Below are 19,415 nucleotides of genomic sequence, written 5' to 3' on the forward strand. Positions count from 1 at the left end.
AGCCCTATTTACCCGCCGCCAGCGCGACTTCTCGATACGCCTCGCACGGCAGGGAAAACAGCTGGCGGTCGTCCAGCCTCAGCGCGGACAAGCTGCCGCCCCACAGGCAGCCGGAGTCTATCGCCAGAATATCCTCATCCAGATGCAGGCCCAGCGCAGACCAGTGCCCGCACACGATGGGCGTGCCGCCATGGCGGCGGCCCGGCGCCTCGAACCACGGCACCAGATTGGCCGGCGCGCCGTCCAACTCGCCCTTGTAACTCAGATCGATCTCGCCGTCGCGGGTCAGGAAGCGCATGCGGGTCATCACGTTGACGATGATGCGCAACCGGTCCACGCCTTTCAGATCGTCGCTCCAGCGCGTCGGCTTGTTGCCGTACAGGCGGCCCAGGAATTCCCGATATCGATTGCTGGCCAGGCCGAACTCCACCTCCTCGGCCAAGCGCAGCGCCTTGGAAATGGTCCACTCCGGCAGCAAGCCCGCGTGCACCATGGCGTAGCCATGCCCCTCCAGCATCAGCGGCTGGCAGCGCAGCCAGTCCAGCAGGACCTTGCCATCAGCGGCGTTCAGAATGTCCTCGATGGTGTCGTCGCGATGCAGCTTGCCGAACCCCTCCGACACCGCCAGCAGATGCAGGTCATGATTGCCCAGCACCATCTCCACGTGATCCTGATGGCGGAATACCCAGCGCAGCACGTCCAGCGACTGCGGGCCGCGATTGACCAAGTCGCCGGTCAGCCACAAGGTGTCTTTGCCAGGATTGAAATCGATCAGGCGCAGCAGCTTCTGAAAAGGAGCGAAGCAACCCTGGATATCGCCGATTGCATAGATGGCCATTATTATTTCCTTGTGAAGCGGATCGAGGACGATCCCATCCGCGCTTAAGCCATGATACCCCATGCTACAATGCACGGCCTCGATTACCGAATTGCTACGCCCGTCCGGGCCATACCGCCATGTCCGCTCCCCTGCTCAACCCGCCGCAACGCGCGGCCATTCATTACCTAGACGGCCCGCTGCTGGTGCTGGCGGGCGCGGGCTCCGGCAAGACCCGGGTCATCACCTACAAGATCGCGCATCTGGTGCGGCAGGGCGGCATCCCGGCGCGGCACATCGCCGCCATCACCTTCACCAACAAGGCGGCGCGCGAGATGCTGGAGCGCGTGGGCAAGCTGATGACCTCGGCCGAGATCCGCGGCATCACCGTCTCCACCTTCCACTCTTTGGGGATGCACATTCTCAGACAGGAAGCGCCACATCTCGGTTATAAACCGCAATTCTCCATTCTGGACTCCTACGATGCCGGCAAGATCATCGCCGACATCTTGAACACCACGTCCAAAGACGAGATCCGCAAAGTGCAGAGCCAGATCTCGCTATGGAAGAACGACCTGAAAACGCCGGACGACATGCTGCTGGCCGCGCAGGATCAGTGGGAAAGCATCTGCGCCAAAACCTATATCGCCTATCAGGACACGCTGACGGCCTATCAGGCGATGGACTTCGACGATCTGATCCGCCTGCCGGTGCAACTGTTCCGCGAACATCCGGAAGTGCTGCTCAAATGGCAGGGCAAGCTGCGCTACCTGCTGATAGACGAATACCAAGACACCAACACCTGCCAATACCAGCTGGTGAAACTGCTGACCGGCGTGCGCGGCCTGTTTACCGCCGTCGGCGACGACGATCAGTCCATCTACGCCTGGCGCGGCGCCAATATGGAAAACCTGCGCCTGTTGCAGCAGGACTTCCCTCAGCTCAAGGTGATCAAGCTGGAGCAGAACTACCGCTCCACGGCCCGCATCCTGCGCGCCGCCAACAGCGTGATCTCCAACAATCCGAAATTGTTCGAGAAGCAGCTGTGGAGCGAACTGGGCTTGGGCGAACCGATACACGTGGTGCAGTGCAAGGACGAGGAGCACGAGGCGGAGACCGTGGTGCAGAAGCTGCTGGCGCACAAGTTCGAGCACCGCACCGACTTCAAGGACTACGCCATCCTCTACCGCGGCAATTATCAGGCGCGGATTTTCGAGCAAGCGCTGCGCAATCAGCGCATTCCGTACCAGATGGCCGGCGGCCAGAGCTTCTTCGACAAGCCGGAGATCAAGGACCTGTTGGCGTATATGCGCCTGATCACCAACCCGGACGACGACCCGGCCTTCATCCGCGCCATCACCACCCCCAAGCGCGGCGTCGGGGCGGGCACGCTGGAAAAACTCGGCGCCTGGTCCGGCCAATATGGCAAGAGCCTGTTCGCCGCCGCCCACGACGGAGGCCTCCGGGTGCAGATTCAAGCCGCGCAGCTGGCCCCGCTGGAACAGTTTTGCGACTTCATCACCCAGCTGCAATACCGCGTCACCCGCGAGGAAGCCGGCAAGCTCGCGCTGGAACTGCTGCAGGCCATCGGTTACGAAGCCTGGCTGTACGACAGCGAGGACAGTCCGAAGATTGCCGAGACCAAGTGGAAAAACCTGCTGGAGATGGTGACCTGGCTGGCGCGCAAGGGCACCGACGATGGCAAGAACCTGATCGAACTGACCCAGACCATCGCGTTGATCACCATGCTGGAAGGCCGTGACGAAGGAGAGGTCGACGCGGTAAGAATGTCCACCCTGCACGCCTCCAAGGGCCTGGAATACCCTCATGTATTCCTGGTCGGTTGCGAGGAAGGCATCCTGCCGCATAGCGAGTCGGTAGAGAACGGCATGGTGGAGGAAGAGCGGCGGCTGATGTACGTCGGCATCACTCGCGCCCAGCGCAGCCTGACGCTGAGCTATTGCGTCAAGCGCCGCCGCGCCGGCGAATGGCAATTCATCGAGCCGTCCCGCTTCATCAGCGAGATAGACGGCGACGACTTGCGCCATTTCGGCAAACCCGGCGCGGAACCGCTAGTCAGCAAGACGGAAGGCAAGTCGCGGCTGGCCAATCTGACGGCGATGCTGGCCGGCAAGAATAAGTCCGGCGACCCGCCGCAGAATTGAGCAGGCAAGAAAAATGGCGCCGCGAGGCGCCATAAAGAAGAATGAGGAACATCTCTGGGTGAAGCGAGGCTGGGGAACCCCACCTGACTTGCAAGCTTGACTGGCCTACCCGTCAATCAGATGTACCCATGATGCCTGAAGTGGCCTGCGCTGCCACCTGTCCTTTCTATCCGGTCACATCTATTGACTTTTTGACGCAATGCAATATTCATGAAAAACGCCCCAGGCATGAACCATGGGGCGCTTTTATTACTGCTATCAATTATTTTGAATTATTGACCATATACTCGACTGCGGCGCGGAATTCCGCATCGCTGCCGGTATAGCCGCCTTTGGGCGGCATGGCGTTCAAGCCCTTGGTGGCGATCTTCACCACTTCATCCAGGCCCGGCTTCAGGCGCTCGGCCCAAGCCACCTTGTCGCCGAATTTCGGCGCGTTGGCTACGCCTGCCGCGTGGCAGGCCACGCATACGCTTTCGTAGATCTTCTTGCCCACCACGGCGGGATCGGCCGCAGCCGCCGCGCCGGCTGCGCCGCCAACCGGCGGTTCGGTGAACTTGGCGCCGCCGGCATTGCCCATATAGGCCACCGCGCGCTTGACTTCGTCATCGGTCAAGTCCGGCGAACCACCCTTGGCCGGCATCGCGTTGAAACCTTGCAAAGCATGGGCCACCAGCGTATCCCACCCCTTGGCGATGCGCGGCGCCCAACTGCCGGCATCGCCGAATTTGGGCGAGCCGGCCAGACCCGTGCCGTGACAGGAAATGCAGATCGCCTTGTATACCTGCTCGCCGGTGCGCATGCCCGGCGGCGCATCGCTGGCCTTGGATTCGCCAACCGGCTTCAGACGGGCCGCGACGGCTTCCTTGGTCATCACCTCGGCATCCACATTGAATCCACTGGTGGCCAGCTTGGCCAGAAGCCAAATCGCCACGACAAGAAAGACAACGACGCTGACCAGAACCTTTACGATCTGATCGGGGGCCATTCCGTTCTCATTACTCATCCCAAGCCTCGCCTGAAAAAATGACATTTAAAACCTGTCGATTATAAAGTATGCAGGTGCGCAAGGCAAAAAACCATACTCTGGACTCGGATTAGTTTTCTGTTGTATGATGCTTTCCTTGAGTGCCATCGCACAAAGCACCCGTAGCTCAGTTGGATAGAGTGTCAGTTTCCGAAGCTGAAGGTCACAGGTTCGATCCCTGTCGGGTGCGCCAAAGAAATCAAGGGCTTGCAGCTTCACGCTGCGGGCCTTTTTTGTTTTTATGCTGCTCTTTTTCTGAATTACCGTAAATAGAACGGCGCTATAAAAAACATGCCATCCGGCAACCGCCGCCGCAATCCCGCAACATCCCACCGCCCAGCCAAGTGTTTTTTGCGCGTCAAATTTGATATAGATCATTTCGGCGCCGAATTTCACCGGATGCGATGCCACCGTTCTGCCTCAGCCAAACAAGCCCTGCCTCATGGCCAGCAACAACGGAACCAGTGACAGGCTATCCGGAATCTCATGGCGCGCGATCATTTCCATCACTTCCTCCCCATCAAACCAGCCCGTTTCCAACACCTCATTGCCGTCGATCTGCTCGCAGCGCCGTTCCGTTTGCTCCGCCAGGAAAATCTCGAACAGCTGATTGCTGCTGCCATATGTCGGATAAAAGGCGATCAATGGCCGCAGCGCCAACGCGGCATGGCCGGTCTCCTCCAGCAGCTCGCGCCCCGCGGCTGCGAGAGACGCCTCGCCGACATCCACGCCGCCGGCGGGAATCGCCCAGACTTCGCGATCGATCAATACCCGGTACTGGCGCACCAGCAGCACTTTCCCCGCATTCAAAGCCAAGACGCCCACTGCGGAGCGGTCATACTGCGCGGAGAAATAGCGAATCAAGCTGCCATCCGGCAAGCGGATCTGACGCCGCCACACCTGAAACCAGGGATTCGCATGCTCCACGCTGACATCCAGCAACTCCCAAGCCGCATTGGCCATCGCGTTGTCCTTTACGCATATAAAAAACCCCTGCCCATGGGCAGGGGTTGGCTCGATCAGCCCATCAACGACACGCTGTCGTTTTCGTCGTCATCTTCCTCGCCAAGGAAGCCTCCGCTCTGATGGGCCCACAATCTGGCGTACAAGCCGCCATGCGACAGCAATTGCTGGTGGGTGCCCTGCTCCACCACCTGGCCGCGGTCCAGCACGATCAACCGGTCCATCGCCGCGATGGTGGACAGGCGGTGCGCGATCGCCACCACGGTCTTGCCCTCCATCAGACGGTACAGACTGCTCTGGATCGCCGCCTCCACTTCAGAGTCCAGCGCGCTGGTCGCCTCGTCCAGCAGCAGTATAGGCGCGTCCTTCAGCATCACGCGCGCGATGGCGATACGCTGGCGCTGGCCGCCGGACAATTTGACGCCGCGCTCGCCGACGTGGGCATCGTAGCCGGTGCGGCCCTTCGGGTCGCTCAGGGTGCGGATGAATTCGTCCGCCTCGGCCTTGCGCGCGGCCGCGATCATGTCCTCGTCGCCGGCATCCGGCCGGCCATACAGCAGGTTCTCCCGCACCGAGCGGTGCAGCAGCGAGGTATCCTGCGTCACCATGCCCACCTTGGCGCGCAGGCTATCCTGCGTGATGCCGGCGATGTCCTGGCCATCGATCAGGATGCGGCCGCCGTCCAGATCATAGAAGCGCAGCAACAGGTTGACGATGGTGGACTTGCCGGCGCCGGAGCGGCCGACCAGGCCAATTTTTTCGCCGGGACGGATGGTCAGGTTCAGATTGGCAATCACCGACTTGGCGCCGCCATAGGAGAAATCCACGTTCTCGAAGCGGATCTCGCCGCGCGGCACCTCCAGCTTGGCCGCATCGGGCTTGTCCAGCACTGTGACGCGGCGCGACAGCGTGGTGATGCCGTCCTGCACCGTGCCGATGTTTTCAAACAGGCTGGACATTTCCCACATGATCCAGTGCGAAATGCCGTTCAGGCGCAGCGCCATCGCAATCGCCGCCGCCACCGCGCCGTAGCTGACTTCGCCGCGGCTCCACAACCACAGCGCCGATCCTGCGGTCAATCCAACCAGCAGCATGCTGGTCAACTGATTGACAATCTCGAAGCCGCTGACCAAACGCATCTGGCGATAGGCCGTGGTCAGAAACTCCTGCATCGCGCCCTTGGCGAAGCGCGCCTCGCGCTGGCCATGCGAAAACAGTTTGACGGTGGCGATATTGGTATAGGCGTCGGTGATGCGGCCGGTCATCAGGCTGCGCGCGTCGGCCTGCTGAGTCGCGGCCTTGCCCAGGCGCGGCACGAAGAACCACAGCGTGGCGACGTACAGTGCCAGCCAAGCCAGGAAAGGCAGCAGCAGGTAGAGGTCGAAATGCCCCAGCACCGCGATCATGGTGACAAAGTAAATCACCACAAACACCATGATATCGGTGAGGATCAGCACCGTGTCGCGCACCGCCAGCGAGGTTTGCATCACCTTGGCCGAGACCCGGCCGGCGAATTCATCCTGATAAAAGCTCAGGCTTTGGCCCAGCAAGTGGCGGTGGAAATTCCAGCGCAAGCGCATCGGAAAATTGGAAAACAGGCCCTGGTATTTGCACATCGCCTGCAAGGCAACCAACGCGACGCTGCCCAGCAGGATGCCGCCGAGCAAAAACAGATGGCCGCGTTCGCGCTGCCACAATTGATCCGCCGGCGTCTTGGCCAGCCAATCGACCACCGAGCCCATCATCGAAAACAGCAGCGCTTCGAAGGCGCCGATACAGGCAGTCAGCAGCGTCATGCACAGGATCAGACCGCGCAGGCCTTTGGTGCAGAACCAGATAAAGGAAAAAAAGCCCTGAGGAGGTTGGGCAGGGGGCGTGTCCGGATACGGGGACACTCGGCGTTCAAACCAGCCAAACATAAAGATCGCTCCGCTCTCCGCCGCCGGGGAGGCGTGCGGACAATGGGTTTAAGGGAGCGATGACGGTAGCGTATCCTGCGGCAAGATGCAACGGGAAAGTTGTAAGAATGCAGTCCGCGCGGAGCTACTCGATCCACTCCTGTTTGATGTAGACCTCTTCCAGCTTTTCGGTCTTGCGCGTCTTCACGTCCACGCGATGTACTTCCGCGCGCACATTGCCCCTATACACACGCAGCATCAGCTCCGCGGCTTGACGCGCCTGCTCCTGAGTCGGATGCAACGGCCCCTTATCGTCGATGCCGAAGTGCGGCGAAATCAATTTCAACCGGTACATTTTTATTATCTCTGTCGAAACGGCGTTTATTGAATTTTTATACTGATTGGATTTCCTCTCGGCAATATTAACATGAGTTAAGCTGAGCGCTCACCCTAATGCGCAACCCTTCCCAAACTTTTACACAACATCATATGGCGCTTACAAAACCACTTAAAATCACAATATTCCAATATTGAAACACTTATCATAAAAATGATGAAAAATCATACTTCACCAACTCATCTCAAAAAATAAACCCGGCATTGCCGGGCTTTTTCATTCACGCAGGCGGGGCGCGATAAGCTGGACTCAGGCTAGCACCGCCTCATCTTGCCCCATGGCATGCCGAATACGCGCCAGCGCGTCGGCCACCACCGGATTGGCTTGCTGCCAATAGCCCAAACGGCACAGGCAATCCATGCTGACCAGGGCTGCATCGATCATGAAGCGCTCAGCCACCAACAGCTGCTCCACCTCCTCCAGTTGCAGCAGCAAGTGCTCCGCCACCTCTCCATCCTGACAACAGGGCGACTGCCCCAGCGGCAGCCACAAATCGTAGGCATACAGCCATTCGCGATGCAGACCACGCTGCACCGGGCGCTGCGCCAGCAGCAGAGAGGATGGCTTGAGTCCTTGCAGCGACTCGCGCGCGATGCCGGCCTCTTCCCAGCCCTCGCGCTCCAGCGCCAGCTCCAGCGTCTCGCCGGCCGCCACGCCGCCGCCAACCAGATTGTCCATCCGGTTCGGGTCCACGGCCTTATGCGGGCTGCGCCGGCCTACCCACATCCGAACTTCTCCGTCCGCCATGCGGCACAGGCCGTTGATATGAACCGCGCGGCTGGTCAAACCCAGCGGCCGGAAGGCGGCGCGTTCCAGCTCGAAAAAGGGCGTGCCGTCCTGACGGAAGGCGGTAAAGTTTTCGTTGCGCCAGCCGTTCAGCCAGCCGGCCTGCTGCCAGCGCCGCGCCGCCAAGGCCAGCGCATGGCTGATGCTGCGGTAGCTGCCGTCCAGCCGGCAACAGACGCCAAGGTAGTTTTCTTCGAACAGGGCTGACTCATGCTGCAGCAAGCGCGCCTTCCATTGCGCGTTGACGCAACCCATGCGTTCGGTGCCGATGAATAGCGGCGTGAACTGTTGGGAATCGAATCGGCTGATCTTATCCAGATAGCCCAGAACGGCATCCACCTGCATGAACACTCTCCCCCTGCATTTTTTCGGGAAGGCTGCATCTTAGGATGTCTACCGGCGCTTGACTATTCTTCCTCGCACAATGACGCGAAGTGTTGCATTCCATCCATTTGGCTCAGCGCAAACGGTCCGCCAAGCCGGAATCGCGCCGCGGCGCCGAGGCCGCGCCCGCCAGCCAGACCGCCTCGCTGCCCGCGACGGCAAAGCGAGAACGCGCCCGGGTGATGGCGGTATACAACAGCGCCCGGTTCAACAATGGCCCCACCTGCTCCGGCAGCTGCAGCCACACTTCGTCGTACTCCGAACCCTGGCTTTTGTGAACCGTCATCGCGAACACCGTTTCGTGCGTCGGCAAGCGCGCCGGGGCAAAGGCCCGCCAGCCGCCATCATCCGCCGGAAACAGTACGCGCAGGCCTGCTTCGCTCTGCAGCGCAAAGCCGATGTCGCCGTTGAACAGCCCGAGTCCGTAATCGTTCTCGCTGATCATGACGGGCCGACCCGGATACCAATCGCGGCCCGGCTGTTTGAGGCCATCGCGCTCCAGCTTGCGCTCGATGCGCTGATTGCATTCGGCCACCTGGCGCCGTTCCGCCGCCAGCAGCATGAAAGCGGAGAAGGCGCTTTGCACCCGCTCCGGCGGCTCGCCTGCCGCCACGGCGCGCCAATAGCCCTCGCGCCTGGCCAGCAAAGCCGCGTCCTCCACCGTATCCCGCAGCGCCACGTCCGCCCAGGCCTCGTCGCGCAGCACATCCAACGCCGCCGCGCCGTCGCCGGCGTTGACCCGGCGGGCCAGCTCGCCGATGCCGGACGCCGCGCCGAAGCGATGGCTGCGCGTCAGCAAGGCGACGCAATCGGTCAATGCCCCAGCCTCGCCGCCGCTTTCCAGCTCGGCGCCGCATACCCGCCCCAGCCATTGCCGGGTGGACTCGCGATAGCCGATGCGGGCGCACAGCTCGCCCAGCACCGCGCCGGCCTCCACCGACGACAGCTGGTCGCGATCGCCCAGCAGGATCAGCCGGGCCTGCGAAGGCAGCGCCTCCACCGTGCGCGCCATCAGCGCCAGGTCTATCATCGACGCCTCGTCCACCACCAGCAGGTCCAGCGGCAGCGGATTGCCGCCATGATGGCGCGGCTGCTCCGCGCCGGGACGCAAGCCCAGCAGACGGTGCAGCGTTTCCGCCTTGGCCGGCAGCTGCCGCCTCACCGCCTCGTCCACGTCCAGCCTGTCCCGCGCCGCGCGCACCGACTCGGACAGCCGCGCCGCCGCCTTGCCGGTCGGCGCCGCCATCGCCATCACCAGCGGCCGCGGCGACAAGGCCGCCAGCAAGGCCAGCAGCCGCACCACGGTGGTGGTCTTGCCGGTGCCCGGCCCGCCGGAAATCACCATCAGCCGCTGCCGCGCCGCGAGGGCCGCCGCCAGCTTCTGCCGATCCGGCTGGCCATCGCCGGCATCGGGAAACAGCCGCGCCAGCAAATCCGACAGCCTGGCCTCGTCCGGCAGCGGCAAAGGCTCGGCCAAACGGATCAGCGCCGCCGCCAAACGGTCTTCATCATGCCAATGGCGGGCAAAATACAGCCGCCCCGCATCGTCCAGGATCAGCGGCGCATACGCGCCGGGCGCGCCGACCAGCGGGCTGGCCCGCAAGGCCTTCAGCTCCGCCCGATGCGCCAGCGGCAGACAGACATGGCCGGCCTGATTGGCGTGGCTCAACTCGCCGATCAAGGCCAGCAGGGTGTCGTCTACATCGGGCAACAGCCGCGAGAACAAGGCGGCCAGTTGCTCAGGCAACTGGGGTGACAATGATTTCATCATGAATCCGGGAATGGCCATGCCGCCGCAGTCAGGGAACGACTGGGCCGCGCAGGATGAATAAAGGCTTGAGTTTGCCCTGGTTGTTGAGCGTCTGGATGGCCTGATTGAATCTCGGCAGCAGCTCGCGATACTGCGGATGCAGGCGCAGCATCACCGGCAGGCTGCCTGCCGACTCCGACAACTGGCAAAGGCTGCCCTCGGCCCGTCGGTTCCAGTACAAGGCGCGGCCGCGCTCCAGCGCCGCCGCTTGCACCTGGCCCAGCCGCAGTTTGTCGAGCAGTTCGTCCTCGTTGCTCGATACGTCGCGCTTCAGCCGCTGCGCCTGGAATGCAGGCTCCAGCAAGGGGTACTGCTGCCCGGCCAGCGTGCCCACCGTCCAGCCTTTCATATCGGCCAGCGCAGTCTGAACATGACCTTTGCCGGGCGGCAGGCACAGCTGGTACTCCACCTCGCCTATCGGCATGGTATAGAAGCCCGCCACCGGCGACAGCGTGCGCCAGGACGGGTTGACGCCGACCTCCACATCCAGCCGGCCGATCACAAACAGTTGCTCCAAACGCTGCGTCGGGTAGTAGTCGAGCTGGAAGCGGATGCCGCTCTGTCGCGCGATCAGCGCCACAGCCTCGCGGTAAGCCTGCTGCAACTCGCCATCCCCTGCCTGGCGCAGCGGTTCGCTGCTGTCGTTGGCCACGCCGGCGCGCAGGATGACTTGCGCCCACACCGGCTGGCTCAACAGACCCATCAGGCAAAACCAGAGCACTCTACTCACTCAACCTTGCCTCCAATGCTTCGCAGATGGTGGTCAGAATCTTGATCCGGGCGAAATACTTGTTATTGGCCTCCACCAGGGTCCACGGCACCTTGCTGGTGCTGGTGCGGTCCACCATGTCGCTGACGGCCTGGCGGTACAGATCCCATTTATCGCGGTTGCGCCAATCCTCGTCGGTGATCTTGAAGCGCTTGAAGCCGGTTTCCTCGCGCCCCTTGAACCGGGCCAGCTGTTCGTCCTTGCTGATCGCCAGCCAGAACTTCAGCACGATGGCGCCGTTCTCGGTCAACTGGTGCTCAAAATCGTTGATTTCATAGTAGGCGCGCATCCAGTCCGCTTCCGCGGCAAACCCTTCCACCCGCTCCACCAGCACCCGTCCGTACCAACTGCGGTCGAAAATGGTGATGCGGCCCTTGCCCGGCACATGGCGCCAGAAACGCCATAACCATGGCTTGAGCTTTTCCTCCTCGGTCGGCGCCGCCACCGGCACCACCCGGTAACGCCGCGCATCCAGCGCCTGGGTGATGCGGCGGATGCTGCCGCCCTTGCCCGCCGCGTCGTTGCCCTCGAACGCCAACACCAGCGAATGGCGGGCGAAGCGCGGATCGCGCGTCAGCTTGCTGAGCCGGCCCTGCAGCTGATCCAGCTTTTTCTGATACGTGTCCTTGTCCAGCTTCTGATCCAGCACCAGGGTGTCCAGCACCAGCTTGTTGTCTATCGGCGCCAGCAGCGGCGGGGCTTCGGTATGGTCCGTGGTCAGCACGGTCTGGCCGATGCGCTTGCGGATCGCTTCCAGTATGGTGTTGGCGACAGTCAGGCTGCGGTAATTGGCGTCCTCGCCGTCGATGATGATCCACGGCGCATAGGCGGTATTGGTCAGGCGCAGCATGTGTTCGCCGTATTTGCGGATCTTGTCGTAGCGCTCGTAGTGCTCCCAGTCCGTCTTGGTGACGCGCCAGCTGGTGGCCGGATCCTGCTCCAGCTGCTTGAGCCGCTGCTTCTGCTTGTCTCGGCTCAGATGGAACCAGAACTTCAGCACCACCGCGCGGTCCAGCGTCAACATGCGTTCGAAGCGCAGGATGTCGAAAATCTGCCGGTCGAACGCGTCGCGGTCGCTGCGGTTGAATACCCGGTCAAACAAGGTATCGGAGTAATACGAGCCGAAGAACATGCCAATGCGGCCATTGGCCGGCAGCTCGTTCCAGTAACGCCACATCCACGGCCGGGCGCGCGCCTCGTCGTTGGGGCTGTCAAACGCCACCGTGTGGATCAGCCGCGGGTCCAGCCACTCGTTGATCAGGTTCATGGTTTCGCCGCGGCCGGCGCCGTCGAAACCATGAATCAGGATCAGCACCGGGACATTGGCTTGTTCTTTCAGGTCGTACTGCACGTCGAGCAATGCCTCTCGCAGCGAGGGCATCATCTTGCGAAACGTGTCTTTGTCTATGCGGTGGCCGATTTCGGCAGATTCAAACATGAAGTTCCATCCTTATCCCCTAGCTTAGCTTAGTTGCAGTCTATGGTAGTCATCACTGCGTATAACTACCGATCTCCCTTCAGCAGGCCATCCAGCGCGTCGAGCAGGGCGATGGACGGCGAGTCGGCCCACACGCCGCATCCGGCCGGTCCCATGCCGCGCAGGAACAGGTAGCGCACGCCGCCGAAGCGGCCGTCCCAATCCGCGCCGCGCGCGGCGAAGTAGCGCCGCAGCGCCACTAGATAAATCAGGTACTGCAGATAGTATTGTTCGCGCGCCACCGCCTGCAGCAGGCTGTCGACGCGATAATCGTCGTAATCGTTCCCCAGATGGTTGGATTTGTAATCCACCAGGTAGTAGCGGCCATCGATCTCGCACACCAGATCGACAAAACCCTTCAAAAACCCTTGCACCGTGGCGAAATCCAGCGCGCCGGCGGCCGCCCGCAACGGCTCGGCCAGCCCGTGCTCGGGCTTTTGCAAGACCGCGATCAGCGCCTTCACATCCAGCCGCTTCACCGGCAGCGTGAACTCCAGCTCGATCAGCCGCTTGTGGTCGGCCACATCGCCCAGCCGCGCGCCGGGCGCGATCTCCGCGCCCAAGGTGCCCAGGATCAAGTCGCAGCCGGCATCCAGCCATTCCAGGCCAAAGCCATGCCGCGCCAGCGCCTGTTCCGTCGCCGCGCGGATGTCCGGCTCCGCCGCGCCGAAGCTGATCTTCTCGAAGATCTCGTGCAGGCAGACGCCGGCCTTGGCCCCGCGCGGGAAATGGAAGCGATCGAACTGCGGCTCCGCAGCCGGTTCGGACTCGGCCGGCCTGGCCGAGCGGTCGTAATCCGGCGCCTCGGCCAGATGGCTGCCGGCGTCGTGCGTCAGCGAGGTAAAGCTGGCGATCTTCCATGGCGAGAACAGTTTGCGCTCGAACGGCCGCGCGGCATAGCGGCGCGCGGCGGCGTCCAGGCTGCTCAATGTCTGCCGACCTTCATCGACGAGCCAGCGCGCCGCCGCGCCGCGGCCATCCAGAAAGTCCCGCAGCTGCGCCTCCACCTGGGCGCCGTCCAGCGCCTGCGACTCCAATTCGGCCAGGCTGCGCGCGCCCGGCGCATGCAACAGCCACGACAGCGCGGCGGTTTCCAGCTCGCGCACCCAGCCCCAGGCCAGGTATTGCCGATACTGGGCGCGCGTCAACGCCACGTACAACAGGCGCAGCTTCTCCGCCAGCATCTCGCTGCGCGCCGCCTGTTTGACCCCCTCGTCGGCCGCCACCTCCGGCGCCAGCCAGGGCTGGTCGCCATCGTGATAGCTCCAGAAGCTGGCGCCGCGCCGCTCCAGCGCGCCATTCCATAAAAACGGACAGAACACCACCGGGTACTGCAGCCCCTTGGAGGTGTGAACGGTGACGATCTTCACCAGCGCCGCGTCGCTCTCCAGCCGCAGCACCGCGTCCTCGCCGCGCGGCGGATCGGCCACCCGCCCGGCGAACCAGGCCAATAGCGGCGCCATGCCTTGGCGGCTTTCGCTCTCCTGCTGCAGCAGCTCGGCCAGATGGCCCAGATTGGTCAAGCGACGCTCGCCGTCCGGCAGCGGCAACAACCGCTCCGCCACCCGCTCGCGGCCGAAATAATGACGCCAGGCCGCCATGAAGCCGCGCTCGCGCCACAGCTGATGATCAGCGCCGTTCTTGAGCAGCTGCAGCTCCCAGCGCGACTCGTCTTCCAGCTCGGCCTTGATCTCGGCGGCATCGAGGCCGGCCAGCTCGGTGGCCAGCGCGCGGCGCAGACGGCCCTCGTGCGCCGGCTCCGCCCAGGCCGACAACAGGGCAAGCAGCTCTTCCGCCTCGCGGCTGGCGAACACGCTCTCCTGGGTCAACGCCACGCTGGCCACGCCGCGGGCGCGCAGCTCGGTGCGCACCCGGTCGCCCTGGCTGTGGGTGGCCACCAGCACCGCGATATCGCCGCCCGCCAGGGGCCGCCTCGCCTCGCCCTTGACGATGGCGGCGCGATCTTCCAGCGCCAAGGACAGCAAACGCGCGATCTCATTGGCGCACGCCTCGGCGGCCGCCGCTTCCGCCGCTTCCTTGCTCAAGGCCTTGTCGCCGGCTTGCAGCCACTGCGCATTGAAAGCCGCGCGGTCGTCGTCCACGTCCAGATAAGCGCCCGAGGACGGCTGCGCCGCCACCGGCTGATAGGCGATGCCATCGAGCAGGAAAGGCAGCTCGCGGCCGAACAGCGCGTTGACGGTTTCGACCAGCGGCGCGTCGGAGCGGCGGTTGGTGTCCAGCGTGTAGTGGCGCTCGGCGTCGTGGCGGGCGGTGAGATAGGCGAAGATGTCCGCGCCGCGGAAGCTATAGATCGCCTGCTTGGGGTCGCCCACCAGAAACACCGGACGCCCTTGCTCGACGAAACAGCGGCGGAAGATGCGGTATTGGGTGGGATCGGTATCCTGGAACTCGTCGATCAGTGCCACGGCAAAGCCGCTGGCCACCTGGGCCGCCAACAGCGCGCCGGTTTCCGGATGGTCCAGCGCCGCGCCCAGATCGGTCAGCAGATCGTCAAAGCTGCGGCTGCGTTCCGCGCCGCGCCGCCGCGCCAATTCCTCGTTGGCCCAGGCGATCAGCTCCAGCTTCAGTCCGGCCAGCGAGTTGGCGACCTGCTCCATATACCGCCCCCAGGCGGCCAGCCAGGCCTCGACCTGTTCGAACAGCGGATGGGCCGGCGGCTCGCCGCCCTTTTTCATGCCCTTGGCCAGCGATTCCGGCAGCAGCTTTTCCAGCAGCTTGCGGCTGTCGCTGTCCAGCTCCGGCAGGTTGTCCGGCAGCGCCAGCCAGCCGCGCAAGGTCTCCGCGATGCGCTGCATGGTATCGGGACGGTAGATATTGGCCTTGAAGCCGGGGTGGGCGAGGAAAAGCGCCAAACCCTCCTCCACTCGCGCCGGGTCGGCCGCCAGCGCTTGCCAGCGTTCCTCCGCCAGCCGTCGCGCCGTATCCAGACGGGCCGAGTCCGGCGCGCGCAGCTTGAGGTAGGGCTTGGACAGATACGGGCGGATTTCCGCCAGCCAGGCATCCGGCGTGGCCCCCTGCTCCACCAGCACCTGGGCCAGCAGCGGTTCGGCGATGATGCGGCGGCGCCAGAAATCGTCGACGATTTCCGCCAGCCGCGCCGCGTCGTCCTCCACCAGCTCAGCCTGGAAGGTCTGGCCGCTCTCGAAGGCGGCATCGGTCAGCACGCGTTGGCAGAACCCGTGGATGGTGTAGATGGCGGCGGCGTCGAAGCCGGTGACGGCGGCGATCAAGCGCTGCCGCGCCTGCTCGCGCGCCGGCCCTGCGGGAAAGCGCGCCGCCAACGCCTGCAGAAAGTCGTCGCCATCGGCCTTGCCTTCCAGCACGGCCAGCATCTCGGCCAGCCGCCTGCGCAGCCGCTCGCGCAGCTCGGCGGTGGCGGCCTTGGTATACGTCACCACCAGCAGTTGGTCCACGGTGGGCGGCGGCGCGCCGGCGCGCTCCTCCAACAACAACCGGGCGAACAAGGCCGCGATGGTCCAGGTCTTGCCGGTGCCGGCCGAGGCCTCGATCAGATTGACGCCCGCCAAGGGGCAATGCAGCGCGTCCAGCGCCTGAGCTTGACGCGCGCTCATGCTTCGCCTCCCTGCAAACGCTCCGCCAGCGGCAGCAACAGCGTCTGCGCCAGTTGGGCGAACAGCGGGTCGTCCAGCGGCGATTGGTGGCGGAAGGCAAGGGCGATGGCCGGCTCATCCTTCTGCGCCATGCCATCGCCCAGGATGAAATTCGGCTCCCATTTTTGCCAGGCGGCGGACAAGGCTTTCTCCTGATTCTCTGGGTTCTTGGCCAGCGCTTCGGCATAGGCCCAGCTGGTGCGGCCAAAGAATGGCAAAGGCTGAGCCTGGCCCTGCCGCCAGCGCGCCAGCCATGGAGCCAGCAATCCGGCGGCATCGATTTCGTCGTGCAGCAGCGTGCTGCCGGCGTCGTCGTAGCAGGCGCTGTGGCAGGCGATGCCGGCCGGCCGGGCCGCGCACAGGATCAGATGGCTGAGCCACAGCTCGATGCGCTGCGCGGCGTTCAGCTTGCCGACGATGAAGCTCAGCCGCCCCTCCGGCCGCAAGCCGTACAGCTCGCCCACCAGCGTGAAACCGCCGATCTCCAGATGCACCGGCTGCGGCGGCAGCGTCTCGCTGGCCAGCGCGCGCGGCAAGCGGCCGGCCAGGCGCACGCTGGCGCGGCCCTCTTCCTGCAGCCAGGCCTGGCCGAGCTCGCCGCAGGGCAACAACCCGGCGGCGGCCACCCGCTGGCGCACCGGGACGGACGGCTTGCGGTGCAGCATGGCCTCCACCAGTTGGCGGCGCAGCGTCTGGCTGGCGTCGCGCTCCATCGCAAACGGCTCGCGCGATGGTTGCGCCTCGTCGCCTCGCCCTACGCGTATCGCCAGCTGATCCCCCAGCCAAGCGCGGGCCGGGTTCTGCCAGAAACGGATGAAATCGTGCAGATTGACCAGCGTCGCCGCCGGCTGATCCGGCATCGCCGCGACAAATGGCCTGGGTTCGGCCGGCGGCGCTGCCAGCGCGGCGGCGAAGGCCGGTTCGAAGCTGGCCTGCCGGGCATCGGCGCCATCAAACGATTGCGGCGCGAACGGCTGCAGCGGATGGCGCAAAGTCAGCTTGGCCGCCATATCCTCGCCGCACATCGCGGACAGGGTATCGAACAGCTCGGACAGCAAGGGCGACGGCGGCAACGGTTCGCCGCTGCGCGCCGACTGCCCGACATAAGACAGATACAAGCGGCTGCGCGCCGACAGGATGGCTTCCAGAAACAGATAACGGTCGTCGAAGCGGCGCGAACGGTCGCCGCGCCGCGGATGGCGCGCCACCAGATCGAAGCTGACCGGCCGCTCGTCGCGCGGGTAGGCGCCGTCGTTCATGCCGATCAGGCACAGCACCTGGAACGGGATGGAGCGCATCGGCACCATGGCGCAGAAGGTCACGCCGCCGGACAGGAAGCCCTGCGCCGACGACAAGGACAGCTGGCGCAGCAGCCAGTCGCGGACCACCGCCAACTCTACCGGCTGCTCGAAACCGGCCAGATCGGCGTCTTCGGCCAACTCGGCGAAGGCGGCGCGCAGCAGTTCCAGCGCGGCTTCGTCATCGCCGTCCGCCGCAAACAGCGCGTCGCAGGCCCAATGGAAGCGCTGCGCCCATTGCTGCGGCGCGGCGGGAACGGACCACTCGCGCGCCAGCGCATCCAACGCATCGTAGAAATTGGCGAAACGCGCCAGCGTCTCGCCCAGCTGGCCCTGGGCCGCGGTGTACGGCAGCAGACCGGCGAACAGCCCCGCTTCGTCGCCGGCCAAGGCTGGCGGCAGCACGGTGCCCAGCAGCAGACGGTCCAGCCCCCAGCGCCAGGTGTACATCGGCTCGGCCGGCAGGCCCAACGCCGCCTTGTGCGCGGCATCGCGTCCCCAGCGGATGCCGGCATCGCGCACCCAGTCCTGGATGAAGCCGAGGTCGGCGTCGGCCAGATCGAAGCGCGCCAGCAAGGCCGGGCAATCCAGCAGCGCCAGCACCGCGTCGGCGGCGAAGCGCGAATCCGCCAGCTTCAGCACCGCGGCAAAGGTGGACAACAGCGGCTGCTCGCGCTCGACGCGGCGGTCGGCGATGCTGTACGGAATGTTGGGCGCGTCGTCGCGGCGGCCGAACACCGCGTCGATATACGGCGCATAGGCATTGATGTCCGGCGTCAGCACCGCCACGTCGGCCGGGCTGAGCGCGGGATCGTCGGCGAACATCGCCAACAGCCGGTCTTTCAGCACTTCCAGCTCGCGCATCGGTCCGTGGCAAGCGTGCGCCTCCACCGAGCCATCGGCCGGGTCGAATGGCTGCGGGTCTTGCGCCGGATCGTTCAGCTGCAGAATGTCGCGCTGCAAGCGGGCGAGCAGGCTAGCGCCCTTGGGCGCGGCGAACAGCGGCCGCGCGTCCAGCTCAGCGTCCTCGGCGATGAGTTCGAAGAAATCGCGCCCCTGCTTGCCCAGGGACGCCAGCAGCGGATGGCCTTCGGTGGCGAACAGGTCGCCGGCTTGCCTCAGCTTCAGCTTGCGCCGGGCATCGACGATGTCGCCCCAGTAAGCCTCGCACGGGTTCAGCGTGAACAGGCAGACATCGGTCAGCTCGGACAAGCGCTTGACCAGGGCCAGATACATCGGCGCCAGGCTGGCGATGCCGAACAAGGTGACGCGCGGCGGCAGATGCCCGGGTTTCAGTTCGGCGAAGAACTGGTCCAGCATGCGCACCCGGTGGCGGCCCGGGTCGCTCTCGGCCAGCCGCCGCCACAAAGCCGCCTGCCAGGCCTCGTCCTCGCCCAGGCCCAACAGCTCGCCGCCTTCCCAGGCGCGTATCCAGTCCGGACGGAACACCAGGTATTGGTCGAAGATGTCGGCGATCTTGCCGGCCAATTCAAAGGCCGCGCGCTCGCCGCCCTCCAGATAATGCCGCACCGGGCCGAACGGCTCGCCCTGCAGCGTCGGCAACAGCGCCAGCAAGCGCCAGGCCAGCACTTCCGGCACGAAAGCGGATTTCTTCGGCAGTTCCGGCATGACTTTCTGCATCAGCCGCCAAGCGAAGGCGGCCGGCAGCACAAAGTCGATGTTGGCGGCCACGCCGGCCTGGCGCGCCAGGTCCAGGGTGATCCAGCGCCCCATGCCGCGGCTTTGCACGATGACCGTTTCGGCGGCGAACGGGTCGGCCAGCGGCATGGCCTGGGTCATGCCGCGGAACAGTTCGCCCAGTTGCTCGAGGCGATTGGATTGATAGAGGAACAGCATGGAGTTGGCGCGCGCCCGGATGCGGATATGGCCGGATTGTAGCATTGCGCCAGGCATCGCAAGGCCAGTGCCGCGCGCCGCCAGGATTGATATTGATCAACACCCACTAATACCAATGACATACCATATGCGCAA

12 protein-coding genes and 1 tRNA gene are annotated in these 19,415 nt (G+C 64.3%); 2 read left to right on the forward strand and 11 right to left on the reverse strand.

Going from position 1 to position 19,415, the window contains the following annotated elements:
• Positions 1-4 precede the first annotated feature (4 nt).
• Positions 5-838, reverse strand: coding sequence for a symmetrical bis(5'-nucleosyl)-tetraphosphatase (locus tag JHD59_RS10395; protein ID WP_043623116.1), 834 nt, complete (start codon positions 836-838; stop codon positions 5-7).
• 119 nt (positions 839-957) lie between these two features.
• On the opposite strand from JHD59_RS10395, the gene JHD59_RS10400 reads away from it, so the two are divergent.
• Positions 958-2,982, forward strand: a complete 2,025-nt coding sequence (locus JHD59_RS10400) for a UvrD-helicase domain-containing protein (RefSeq protein WP_199154173.1) — start codon at positions 958-960, stop codon at positions 2,980-2,982.
• A 262-nt stretch (positions 2,983-3,244) separates the two neighbouring features.
• On the opposite strand, the gene JHD59_RS10405 is transcribed toward JHD59_RS10400, so the two are convergent.
• Positions 3,245-3,970 carry a cytochrome c5 family protein gene (locus JHD59_RS10405; protein WP_233163991.1) on the reverse strand — a complete coding sequence of 242 codons (726 nt, stop codon included), beginning with the start codon at positions 3,968-3,970 and terminating at the stop codon, positions 3,245-3,247.
• 155 nt (positions 3,971-4,125) lie between these two features.
• On the opposite strand from JHD59_RS10405, the gene JHD59_RS10410 reads away from it, so the two are divergent.
• Positions 4,126-4,202, forward strand: a tRNA-Arg gene (locus JHD59_RS10410).
• 227 nt (positions 4,203-4,429) lie between these two features.
• Here JHD59_RS10410 and JHD59_RS10415 read toward each other — a convergent pair.
• The 9 genes from JHD59_RS10415 to recC form a co-directional block, all read right to left on the reverse strand.
• On the reverse strand, positions 4,430-4,972 hold the full coding sequence (locus JHD59_RS10415) for an NUDIX hydrolase (RefSeq protein ID WP_199154175.1): 543 nt from the start codon (positions 4,970-4,972) through the stop codon (positions 4,430-4,432).
• A 56-nt stretch (positions 4,973-5,028) separates the two neighbouring features.
• Positions 5,029-6,891: an ABC transporter ATP-binding protein gene (locus JHD59_RS10420; RefSeq protein ID WP_199154176.1), complete on the reverse strand. Its 1,863-nt coding sequence runs from the start codon at positions 6,889-6,891 to the stop codon at positions 5,029-5,031.
• Positions 6,892-7,015: 124 nt separating this feature from the next.
• Positions 7,016-7,225, reverse strand: a complete 210-nt coding sequence (locus JHD59_RS10425) for a hypothetical protein (protein WP_043623136.1) — start codon at positions 7,223-7,225, stop codon at positions 7,016-7,018.
• Positions 7,226-7,516: 291 nt separating this feature from the next.
• The gene (locus JHD59_RS10430; protein ID WP_199154177.1) at positions 7,517-8,398 is read right to left on the reverse strand and encodes an NUDIX hydrolase family protein; all 882 of its coding nucleotides are present in this window, start codon (positions 8,396-8,398) and stop codon (positions 7,517-7,519) included.
• A 112-nt stretch (positions 8,399-8,510) separates the two neighbouring features.
• Positions 8,511-10,205: an exodeoxyribonuclease V subunit alpha gene (recD, locus tag JHD59_RS10435; protein WP_199154178.1), complete on the reverse strand. Its 1,695-nt coding sequence runs from the start codon at positions 10,203-10,205 to the stop codon at positions 8,511-8,513.
• A 31-nt stretch (positions 10,206-10,236) separates the two neighbouring features.
• Positions 10,237-10,977, reverse strand: a complete 741-nt coding sequence (locus JHD59_RS23320) for a transporter substrate-binding domain-containing protein (protein ID WP_199154179.1) — start codon at positions 10,975-10,977, stop codon at positions 10,237-10,239.
• Positions 10,970-12,454, reverse strand: coding sequence for a polyphosphate:AMP phosphotransferase (pap, locus tag JHD59_RS10445; protein WP_199154180.1), 1,485 nt, complete (start codon positions 12,452-12,454; stop codon positions 10,970-10,972). Before pap ends, JHD59_RS23320 begins: the two co-directional genes overlap by 8 nt.
• Positions 12,455-12,519: 65 nt before the next feature.
• Positions 12,520-16,086, reverse strand: coding sequence for an exodeoxyribonuclease V subunit beta (recB, locus tag JHD59_RS10450; protein ID WP_199154181.1), 3,567 nt, complete (start codon positions 16,084-16,086; stop codon positions 12,520-12,522).
• Positions 16,083-19,325, reverse strand: a complete 3,243-nt coding sequence (gene recC / locus JHD59_RS10455) for an exodeoxyribonuclease V subunit gamma (RefSeq protein ID WP_233163992.1) — start codon at positions 19,323-19,325, stop codon at positions 16,083-16,085. The genes recB and recC overlap by 4 nt, the downstream gene beginning before the upstream one ends.
• Positions 19,326-19,415 lie beyond the last annotated feature (90 nt).

Source organism: Chromobacterium sp. ASV23, assembly GCF_016428945.1.
Classification (GTDB): domain Bacteria; phylum Pseudomonadota; class Gammaproteobacteria; order Burkholderiales; family Chromobacteriaceae; genus Chromobacterium; species Chromobacterium sinusclupearum.